This window comes from Actinomadura sp. NPDC048032 (assembly GCF_040653175.1).
Lineage (GTDB): Bacteria > Actinomycetota > Actinomycetes > Streptosporangiales > Streptosporangiaceae > Spirillospora > Spirillospora verrucosospora.
The window spans coordinates 1-10,022 of record NZ_JBEZJP010000309.1 but is presented as its reverse complement, the minus strand read 5'-3'; the positions used below and the strand labels follow the sequence as shown (position 1 = coordinate 10,022).

The 10,022-nt window shown below is 73.9% G+C and carries 7 protein-coding genes and 3 pseudogenes; 6 read left to right on the top strand and 4 right to left on the bottom strand.

The genetic code is table 11. The annotated features are described in order from the left end of the window. Positions 1-93: pseudogene (locus tag AB0C69_RS30325) on the bottom strand (enoyl-CoA hydratase/isomerase family protein); the annotation flags it as partial. On the opposite strand from AB0C69_RS30325, the pseudogene AB0C69_RS30320 reads away from it, so the two are divergent. Next, positions 92-910 (top strand): annotated as a pseudogene (locus tag AB0C69_RS30320) (FGGY-family carbohydrate kinase); the annotation flags it as partial. The pseudogenes AB0C69_RS30325 and AB0C69_RS30320 sit on opposite strands and share 2 nt — an antisense overlap. A 107-nt stretch (positions 911-1,017) precedes the next feature. Here the strand turns inward: AB0C69_RS30320 and AB0C69_RS30315 are convergent. The 3 genes and pseudogenes from AB0C69_RS30315 to AB0C69_RS30305 all read right to left on the bottom strand — a co-directional run. Further along, positions 1,018-2,259: pseudogene (locus tag AB0C69_RS30315) on the bottom strand (RNB domain-containing ribonuclease); the annotation flags it as partial. 179 nt (positions 2,260-2,438) lie between these two features. Next, positions 2,439-3,164 (bottom strand): Crp/Fnr family transcriptional regulator, encoded by a 726-nt coding sequence (locus AB0C69_RS30310; protein ID WP_360358497.1) that lies wholly within the window; start codon positions 3,162-3,164, stop codon positions 2,439-2,441. 203 nt (positions 3,165-3,367) lie between these two features. Further along, positions 3,368-4,288: a 5'-3' exonuclease gene (locus tag AB0C69_RS30305; RefSeq protein ID WP_345183022.1), complete on the bottom strand. Its 921-nt coding sequence runs from the start codon at positions 4,286-4,288 to the stop codon at positions 3,368-3,370. Between the two features lie 86 nt (positions 4,289-4,374). Here AB0C69_RS30305 and AB0C69_RS30300 point away from each other — a divergent pair, with 86 nt between their 5' ends. The 5 genes from AB0C69_RS30300 to AB0C69_RS30280 all read left to right on the top strand — a co-directional run bounded on the left by AB0C69_RS30300 (position 4,375) and on the right by AB0C69_RS30280 (position 9,969). After that, positions 4,375-5,496, top strand: coding sequence for a Xaa-Pro peptidase family protein (locus tag AB0C69_RS30300; protein ID WP_360358496.1), 1,122 nt, complete (start codon positions 4,375-4,377; stop codon positions 5,494-5,496). A gap of 254 nt (positions 5,497-5,750) precedes the next feature. Then, entirely contained in the window at positions 5,751-6,980 is a 1,230-nt protein-coding gene (gene ugpC, locus AB0C69_RS30295) for a sn-glycerol-3-phosphate ABC transporter ATP-binding protein UgpC (RefSeq protein ID WP_345183024.1), read from the top strand. After that, complete coding sequence (locus tag AB0C69_RS30290; protein ID WP_360358495.1) at positions 6,977-8,356, top strand: ABC transporter substrate-binding protein; 1,380 nt, start codon at positions 6,977-6,979, stop codon at positions 8,354-8,356. The genes ugpC and AB0C69_RS30290 overlap by 4 nt, the downstream gene beginning before the upstream one ends. A gap of 24 nt (positions 8,357-8,380) precedes the next feature. Beyond that, entirely contained in the window at positions 8,381-9,766 is a 1,386-nt protein-coding gene (locus AB0C69_RS30285) for an ABC transporter permease subunit (protein ID WP_360358494.1), read from the top strand. Beyond that, positions 9,763-9,969 (top strand): hypothetical protein, encoded by a 207-nt coding sequence (locus tag AB0C69_RS30280; protein ID WP_360358493.1) that lies wholly within the window; start codon positions 9,763-9,765, stop codon positions 9,967-9,969. Before AB0C69_RS30285 ends, AB0C69_RS30280 begins: the two co-directional genes overlap by 4 nt. The last annotated feature ends 53 nt before the right edge of the window (positions 9,970-10,022 follow it).

The following is a 10,022-nucleotide window of genomic DNA, read 5'->3' as shown; positions in this document are numbered from 1 at the left end:
GCACAGCTCCAGGGCCCGCCCGATCCCCACGATCTCGACCAGCGGCTTGGTGCCGGTCAGGTCCGGGACGAGCCCGAGCGCGGGCTCCTTCATGCCGGTCGGTTCCCGCGCCCCGCTGCTGTGGGCGGCGGAGAAGGCCGCCCGGAACGAGGAGGCGCGGCGGGCGCACGAGCGGGGCCGGCTGCTGTTCGGGTCGATCGACACCTGGCTGGTCTGGAAGCTCACCGGCGGCGCCCGGCACGTCATGTCCGCGACGAACGCCGTCGCGGCCGGTGCCTACGACCTGCGGACCGGCGGCTGGTACGGGCCCTGGGCGGACTTCCTCGGCTGCCCGCCCGACATCCTGCCGTCCGTCGTGGACGAGGACGGGGACTTCGGCTCCACCGACCCGTCCGTCCTCGGGGTGCGGCTGCCGATCCTGGCGGTCATGGGCGACCAGCACGCGGCGATGGTCGCGCTCGGCGCGCACCGGCCCGGCCAGGCGATGTGCGTGCACGGGACGGGCACGTTCCTGGACGCCGTCGCGGGCGACCGGCCGCCCGCCCACCGCGACCGGGTGCCCGGCGTGCTGACCCTGGTCGCCTGGCGCTCGCGCGGCGTGCCGCTGTTCAGCCTGGAGGGGTTCGCCGCGACGACCGGCTCGGCGGTGCGCTGGCTCTGCGAGGAGATCGGGCTGTTCGAGTCGCCCCGGCGGCTGACCGAACTGGCCGGGGAGCACTCCGGGCCGTCCCGCGTGCGGTTCGTGCCCGCGCTCGCGGGGCTGCGCACGCCGGTCTGGGCGCCGGAGGCCACCGGGCTCCTCTCCGGGCTGAGCCTGTCCACCACCCGGGCCGAGCTCGCCCGGGGCGTCATCGACGGATTCGCGCACTCGGTGTGCGACCTGCTGGAAGGCGTGGAGGCGGCCATGGGGCGGCCCGTCACCGACCTCGTCTGCGGCGGCGGCCTGGCCGGCAGCGACGTCCTGATGTCCGCTTCTTCCAGCCGCACCCTGACCTGCTCGCCGAGCGGCAGACCCTCCCCGTCGCAGCGGCCGAACACCGGCGGCGCCACCAGCTGGACGCGCCCGCCGGTGCGGTCGCCGTTCACGTCCACCACCACCGCGTCGAACACGTCCCCGACGTGGTCGCGCAGGAGCAGCGCCTCGACCAGGTCGACGCACGCGTGGTCGATGTCGGCGCCGCGGCGCAGCGCCCGCTGCATCGCCTCGGGCAGGTGCGGCAGCGCCTCGCGCGCCCACTGCGGGACGGGGCGGTCCGCCGCCAGCGCCAGGCACACCTCCGTGGCGTACCGGTCGGCCAGCCGCCGGATCGGCGCGGTGACATGCGCGTACGGGGCCGCGACGGCGGCGTGCGCGGCCTGCTCCGGCGGCGCCCCGTCGAAGGCGGTGTAGCCGGCGCCGCGCATCAGGCCCGCCGCGTCGTGCAGGAACGCCGCGTGCCGGGGGAGCGCCGGGTCCAGGGCGCGGACGATGTCGCCGTAGGAGGCGTCCCCGGGCCAGGAGACCCCGAGCGCCCGGGCCGCCAGCCGCAGCCGCTCGACCGCCTCGGCCGGCGCGGGCGGCATGGTGCGCAGCAGCCCGACGCCGCCGTCCAGCATCAGCCGGGCCGCGGCCCGCCCGGTCAGCAGCGAGATCTGCGCGTTCCACGCCTCGGTGGCCAGGTCGCCGCGCAGCTTCAGCGCCCAGCCGCCGCCCGCGTGCACGACCTCCTGCTCGGGCAGCGGCAGGCTCACGCCGCCGCGCGCGGCCTCCGCCGCGATGAGCCGCTCGCCGATCTCGCCGAGCAGCGCGATCCGCGGGTCGCCGTCGCCGCGGCGGGCGGTGGCGTAGTCGAGCCGGTCGCGGCTGCGCACGAGGGCGCGACGCACGTCGACGCCGGTGATCCGCCCGGCGTCGTCGATGTCGATCGTCCACGCCACGGCGGGGCGCTCCCGGCCCGGCAGAAGGCTCGCGGTCCCCTCCGACAGGGGGCGCGGATGCAGCGGCGAGCTCGCGTCCGGCAGGTAGAGCGTGACGCCGCGGGCGCGCGCCTCGGCGTCGAGCGCGCCGCCCGGGCGGACGAATCCCGCCACGTCGGCGATCGCGTACCGCACCCGGTGGCCGGACCCGCGCCGCTCCAGGTGCATCGCCTGGTCGAGGTCGAGCGAGCCGGGCGGGTCCAGGGTGAAGAACGGGACGTCGCGCAGGTCCGCCCGGCCGTTCAGGGGAGGCGCGGACGCGGCGGCCTCGGCGAGGGCGGCGGGCGGGAACGCGCCGGGCACCGAGAACTCGGCGCGGATCCGGTCGAGTCCCGCGCGGACCTCGGCGTCGGCCTCGGCGGTACGCAGTCGCAGCGGTCGGCGCGGCACACGACCGAGCGTACGGGACGAACCCCCCGATCCCGTTGTGAATCTACAATGTAAAGGCGCCGGCCCGGCCGCTCGGTTCCGGCCGGGCGGCCTCAGTCCTCCGGGGCGTCCGCGAACGCGCGCAGGCCCGGCGGGTCCTCCACGGTGATCCTGCGCCAGCCGGTGCTGACCAGGCCCTCGCGCCGCAGCGTGGACAGCGCCCGCGCGACGGTCTCCCGGGAGGCGTCCATCCAGCTGCCGAGCTCCTCCTGGGACAGCGGCGGCCCGATCGCGACCGCGCCGCCGGCGGCGGGCGGGGCGTGCCGGGCCGACAGTTCGGCGAGGCCCGACAGCAGGATCGCCAGCCGCCGGGCTCCCTGCGCCGACACGTGCGCCCGCAGCCTGCGGTCGGCGTCGTCGAGCCGCCGCACGAACGTGCCGCTGACCAGCCGCCACACCCGGGGGTGGGCGTCCAGGAAGGCGGTGAACCGGGCCGCCGGGACGATGAGCGCCCGGACGTGGTCGAGCGCCTGCACCGTCGCCGACCGCTCGCGGCCGCCGAGCACCGCGCTCTCGCAGACCAGGTCCCCGGGGCCGCGCACGGCGAGCACGACCGCGCGCCCGTCCTCGCCGGCGCAGGTGACCTTCGCCCAGCCCGACTCGATGACGATGATGTGGTCGGAGTCGTCGCCCTGGTAGCACAGGGGCGTTCTCGGCTGGTAGCTCCGCGCCCGCCCGGCGGCCCGCAGCGCCGCGCGCTCCGGGCCGTCCAGCGCGGCCCAGAATCCGCCGCCGGGGCCCGCGGCGAGGCCGCCGCGGGGTCGGGTCCGCTCGGTCACGGCACGTCCGTCTCCGGTCCGGGGTTCGGATTAACCGGTACCCGCGGCAATTGGGGGGAGTGGGGCGTTGAGGCCCAAGTGCCGCGGGTACCGGTCGCCTTCATGTGCCAAGGAGAACCCCTCACCGCTCCGAATGCTGCACGCCGGAGACCGCGCTGTCTGTGTCATCTGACACTCTCGGCGCAACTTGCACCCGGGAGCGGTCAGCGGGAGAGCGCGTTCAGCAGGCGGTTGACCGGGCTGGACAGGTTCCAGGTGTCGGCGAGCCGGACGAGGGCCTCGGGGTCGCGCGGCTCGGCGGGCAGCCGGTCGTCCAGGCCCGCCAGCTCGGGGGCGTCGATGTCGGTGACGACCCGCACCACGGTCTCGGCGGCGGCCAGGTACTCGCGGGCCGCCTCCATCCGGCGGCGCGCGCCCGCCGGGAATCCCTCGTCGGTGCCGGCGTCCAGCGCCGCGAGGATCCCCTCGACCGAGCCGAACCGGGTGACGAGCGCGGCGGCGGTCTTGTCGCCGACCCCCGGCACGCCGGGCAGCCCGTCGCTCGGGTCGCCGCGCAGCGTGGCGTAGTCGCCGTAGCCGCGGCCCGGGATGCCGTACTTGGCCGCGACCTCCTTCTCGCCCATCACCTGCAGGTTCCGGATCCCCCGCGCGGTGTACAGCACGCAGACGGGGGCGCGGTCGTCGACGAGCTGGAACAGGTCGCGGTCGCCGGTCACGATGTCGACCGGCCCGTCGGCCGCGCCCCGCACCGCGAGCGTCCCGATGACGTCGTCGGCCTCGTAGCCGGGGACGCCCGCGCGCGCCAGCCCGAAGGCGTCCAGCACCTGCTCGATGACCGGGAGCTGGGCCTCCAGCGCGTCGGGCGTCTGGTCGCCGCCGTCCTCGGCCACCCGGTGCGCCTTGTAGGAGGGCAGCGCCTCCACCCGGAACGCCGGGCGCCAGTCGGCGTCCATGCAGCACACGAGCCGCTCCGGCCGGCGGTCCTGGACGAGCCGGGCGATCATGTCGACGAGCCCGCGCACCGCGTTCACCGGGGTCCCGTCGGGGGCCGTCACCGACTCGGGGACCCCGAAGAAGGCGCGGAAGTACAACGACGGCGTGTCCAGCAGCATCAGCCCGCTCATGGGGCACATGCTGCCACGCGGGCCGGGTCACCGGCGCCCGGACGCTCCTGGGATCCTGGTACCGGCCACTGGAGAGGAGCTGGGATATGGAGACGGATGTGACAACGGAGTTGTATCCGCGCGAGCGTGTCGGCCTGGTGCGCGAGGCGACGGCGAAGGCGGGTCTCGGGGCGGTCCTGCTGACACCCGGCCCCGACCTGCGGTACGTCACCGGGTACGACGCCAAGCAGCTCGAGCGGCTCACCTGCCTGGTGGTCCCGGCCGGCGGCGAGCCGTTCCTGGTCGTCCCCCGGCTGGAGCTTCCCGCCGCGCAGGAGTCGCCGGCGGGGTCCCTCGGGCTGGAGCTGGTGCCGTGGGACGAGACCGACGACCCCTACGCGCTGGTGGCCGGCCGCCTCCCGCGGGACGTGGGGACCGTCGGCGTGGCCGACCGGATGTGGGCGGTGATGGCGCTGCGGTTCCGCGGCGCGATGCCCGGCGCCGAGCAGGTCGCGGCCGGGAGCGTGCTGCGGGAGCTGCGGATGCGCAAGAGCGCGGCGGAGGTGGCGGCGCTGCGCGAGGCGGGGGAGGCGATCGACCGGGTGCACCGCCGGGTCCCGGACCTGCTGAGGGCCGGGCGCACCGAGCGCGAGGTCGGCCGCGACATCGCCGACGCGATCATCGCCGAGGGGCACGCGCAGGTCGACTTCGTCATCGTCGGCTCCGGCCCGAACGGCGCCAACCCGCACGCCGAGCTGTCGGACCGGGTCATCCGTCCCGGCGAGCCCGTGGTGGTCGACATCGGCGGGACGATGCCGAGCGGCTACTGCTCGGACTCGACCCGCAACTACTGCGTGGGCGAGCCGCCCGCCGAGTACCGCGCGTACTTCGCGGTGCTGGAGGAGGCGCAGCGCGCGTCCTGCGAGGCCGTGCGGCCGGGGGCGACGCCGGAGGAGGTGGACGCGGCGGGCCGCGACATCATCGCCGCCGCCGGGCACGGCCAGCACTTCTTCCACCGCACGGGCCACGGCATCGGGCTGGAGTCGCACGAGGAGCCCTACATCGTCGCCGGCAACCGCGAGCCGCTGGAGCCCGGGATGGCGTTCTCGATCGAGCCCGGCATCTACCCCGGCCCGCACGGCGCACGCATCGAGGACATCGTCGTGTGCACCGAGGAGGGCTACGCGCCGATGAACGTCACCGAGCGCGGGCTGGTGGTCGTGGGCTGACGCCGGTCCGGCGCGTTCGGGCGCCCGGACGACCGTGGGCATGAACGGGTTTGCGTTCATGCCCACGTGCTGTTTTCGGGCAGCGCAAATTGAGACGGAAACGGCTCGGTAACGATCTCTGTATCAAATGCGCCGGAGCGTGCCTCCGCCGGTTGCGATCCGGGTGTCCGGCCCTGTACCTCCTTGTTGCACTGTTACGCGGGAGTAAGTCGAGTTTCTTCCGCATCGACGTGCCGTGACGAAGAGGAGACGCCGTGGCAGAGGTCGACCTGACCAGCGTCGGGAAGGTCTATCCCGACGGCACGCGGGCCGTGACCGACCTGAACCTCCACATCGCCGACGGGGAGTTCCTCGTCCTGGTGGGCCCGTCGGGCTGCGGCAAGACCACCGCGCTGCGGATGGTCGCCGGGCTGGAGGAGATCTCCGAGGGCGAGGTCACGATCGGCGGGCGGGTCGTCAACCGGGTGCCGTCCCGGGACCGCGACGTCGCGATGGTGTTCCAGAGCTACGCCCTCTACCCGCACCTGTCGGTGCGCGACAACATCGGCTTCGGCCTGTCGCTGCGCAAGCTGCCGAAGGCCGAGATCCGCGAGAAGGTCGACCGGGCCGCGCGGACCCTGGGCCTGACCGACTACCTGGACAAGAAGCCCCGCAACCTGTCGGGCGGGCAGCGGCAGCGCGTCGCGATGGGCCGCGCGATCGTCCGGGAGCCGCAGGCGTTCCTGATGGACGAGCCGCTGTCCAACCTCGACGCCAAGCTGCGCGTCCAGATGCGCGCCGAGATCGCCCGCCTCCAGCGCGACCTCGGCGTCACCACGATCTACGTCACCCACGACCAGACCGAGGCGATGACGCTCGGCGACCGGGTCGCGGTGATGAAGAAGGGGCGCCTGCAGCAGGTCGCCGCGCCGCAGGAGCTCTACGACCGGCCGGCGAACCTGTTCGTCGCCGGATTCATCGGCTCACCGGCCATGAACCTGGTCCAGGGCACGCTGTCCGGCGACGCGGAGAACCCGCGCCTGGAGATCGGCGGCCAGACCCTGGCGCTTCCGGCCGAGGTGATGACCGAGCGCCCGGCCCTGGCGTCCCACCTCGGCGGCGACGTCGTCGTCGGCATCCGCCCCGAGGACATGGAGGACTCCGAGCTCGTGGAGACGCCCGAGGGATCCGGGCTGGCCTCCACCGCCGACCTCGTCGAGGCGATGGGCTCGGACGTGCTGGTGCACTTCGCGATCGAGGCGTCCCAGGTCGTCACCGAGGACACCAAGGAGCTCGCGCGCGACGCGGGGACCGACGTGCTGGGGGACCTGGAGAGCCCCCGCACGGACCTGGTCGCGCGGTTCAGCCCGCGCACCCGCGTGAAGGTGGGCGACCCGGTGACGATCCGCGTCGACACCGGACGCCTGCACTTCTTCGATATCGAGTCCGGCGCGTCGATCTGGGGAACAGGCGACGCCGCTCCGGCCAGGGAGGATGAGGAATGAGGGTCAGCTTTACCGGCGGGGGGACCTCCCCCCGCACCCCCCGACACGGCTCCGCCGGCGTCGGCAGGCGCGTGACGGGAGTCGCCGTCGCGGCGGGACTGCTGCTGTCCGCGGCCGCCGCCTGCGGCGGCGACGACAAGGACGGGGACGGGTCGTCGCCCTCCGGCGGGGGTGAGCTGAAGGGCACCACCATCGAGGTCGCGGCCAAGTGGACCGGTCCGGAGGAGGCGAACTTCCGCAAGGTCCTGCAGGCGTTCGAGAAGAAGACCGGGGCGAAGGTCAACTACGCCTCCACCGGGGAGAACACCGACGCCTACCTCGGCCCGCGCATCGAGGCCAAGAACCCGCCGGACGTGGCGATCCTGCCGCAGCCGGGCCTCATGCAGCAGTACGCCGGCAAGGGGGCGCTCAAGCCCCTGGGCGACGACGTGGTCTCGCAGGTCGGGCAGAACTTCGCGCCGTACTGGAAGGAGCTCGGCTCCTCCGACGGCAAGACCTACGGCGTGATCGTCAAGGCCGCCTACAAGTCGATCCTGTGGTACCGGCCGGAGGCGTTCGACGAGGCCGGCGTCCAGCCGCCCGCGGCGTGGGCCGACCTGACCAAGGCGGCGGGCACGCTGCAGGACGCGGGCACCACCCCGTTCACGCTCGCCGCGGGCCCGCAGGACTCCTGGACGCTGACCGACTGGTTCGAGAACGTCTACCTGTCGCAGGCCGGGCCGGAGAACTACGACAAGCTCGCCAAGCACGAGATCAAGTGGACCGACCCGAGCGTGGGCAAGGCGCTGCAGACGCTCGCCGAGGTCTGGGGCAAGCCCGACTACCTGAACGGCGGCGTCGCGACCGCGACCAAGACCAAGTTCGACGAGTCGGTCACCCAGGTGTTCGGCCAGCAGAAGGCCGCCATGGTCTACGGCGGCGACTTCGCCGCCGCCAACATCGGCACCACCAAGGCCAAGGTCGGCACGGACGCCAAGGTCTTCGCGTTCCCGAAGGCCGGCGGCACCGCCCCGGCGATCCTCGGCGGCGACGTCGCGGTCGCGCTGAAGGACGGCAAGGGCGCGCAGGAGCTCATGAAGTACCTCGCCTCGCCCGAGGCGGGCACGGTGTGGGCCGGGCTCGGCGGCTACCTGACGCCGAACAAGAACGTCAAGCCCGACGCCTACTCCGACCCGATCGCCAAGCAGCTGATCACCCAGCTCCAGCAGGCCGGCGACGCCGCCCGCTACGACATGTCCGACCTGGCGCCCGCCGCGTTCGGCGCGACGCCCGGCAAGGGCGAGTGGGAGGCGCTGCGCCAGTTCGTGCAGAACCCGACCGACGTCAAGGGCACGCAGGCCAAGCTGGAGGCCGAGGCGGCCAAGGCGTACAAGTAGGGCCTACAAGTAGGGAATCCCTGGATGAAGGCTCCGAATGAGGAGGTGCCGCCGGCCGCGACGGCCGGCGGCGCCGCCGCCATCGACGCGCCGCCCGCCGGCAGGGGCGCCCGCAACGCGCGCGAGCGGCTGACCCCGCCGTCGTGGCTGGCCCTGACGTTCCTGCTGCCGGCGCTGCTGCTGCTCGGCTTCCTCGTCGTGTACCCGATCGTCTACTCGGTGATCCGCAGTTTCTTCGACGCCTCGGGCGGCTCGTTCGTCGGCGTCGACAACTACACCGGGGTCTTCAAGGGGCACGACAACCTCGTGGCGGTGCGCAACACCGCCATCTGGGTCGTCGTGGCGCCGACCGTGGTGACCATCGTCGGCCTGGTGTTCGCCGTGCTCACCGAGCGGATCCGGTGGGCGACGGTGTTCAAGCTCGTGGTGTTCATGCCGATGGCGATCTCGTTCCTCGCCTCCGGCGTGATCTTCCGGCTGGTGTACCAGCAGGACCCGGACAAGGGCGTGGCGAACGCGGCGATGGTCGCGGTCCACGACATGTTCCGGCAGGACACCACCTACCCGGGGGCCGGGCCCCGCAACGGCGGGAACTCGCCGGTCCGGCAGGACGGCGGCGCCGTGGTCTCGGTGCGGCCGTACTCGGCGGGGCAGAGCGCGCTCGTCCCGCTGCTGAAGATCAAGCCCGAGTACCTCCCGAAGGGCGCCGAGCCCGCCGCGCCGCCCCCGGCGGCCGGGCCGGGCCGGCTGACCGGCACGGTCTGGTTCGACTTCACCCGGGGCGGGGGCGGCCAGCAGAACGCCCCCAACTCCGGAGAGTCCGGTCTGCCGGGCATCCGGGTCGAGGCGGTCCAGGGCGGCAAGGTCGTCGCCAAGGCCACCACGGAGGCCGACGGAACCTTCACCATGCGGAAGGTGCCCGCCGGGACGTACACGATCCGGCTGCCCAAGGACAACTTCACCACCGCCTACCAGGGCGCCGAGTGGCTCGGCGACACCCTCATCACCCCGGCGATCATCGGGTCGTACCTGTGGGTGTGGTCGGGCTTCGCGATGGTGCTCATCGCCGCCGGGCTCGCGGCCATCCCGCGCGACGCCCTGGAGGCGGCGCGGGTGGACGGCGCCACCGAGTGGCAGGTGTTCCGGCGGGTGACGATCCCGCTGCTCGCGCCCGTCCTGATGGTGGTGCTGGTGACGCTGGTCATCAACGTCCTGAAGGTCTTCGACCTCGTCTACATCATCGGCGGCGGCGATCCGAACGCCAGCGTGCTGGCGCTGCAGATGTGGACCGAGTCGTTCGGCGGCGGCAACGACCAGGGCTCCGGCAGCGCCATCGCCGTGCTGCTGTTCGTGCTGGTGCTGCCCGCCATGCTGTTCAACATCCGGAGAATGCGGCAGGAGCGCAAATGAGCACCGCGGAGAAGGCCCCGCAGGCGCCCTCCGGGGCGGAGGGCGGCGGCGCGGCGGGAGCGCCGCGGCGCGGCCTGGCCGCGCGGATCGTCGGCAGGGCGGGCGGCGGCGCCGCGCAGGCGCTGCTGGTCCTGGTCGCGCTGTTCTGGCTGGTGCCGACCCTCGGCCTGCTGGTCGCGGGCATGGCGTGGGGTAGTGGTTGACGGCCGCGTAGCCGGAGTTGCCCGGCGGGATCACCGTGTGCAGCGGCCTCGCC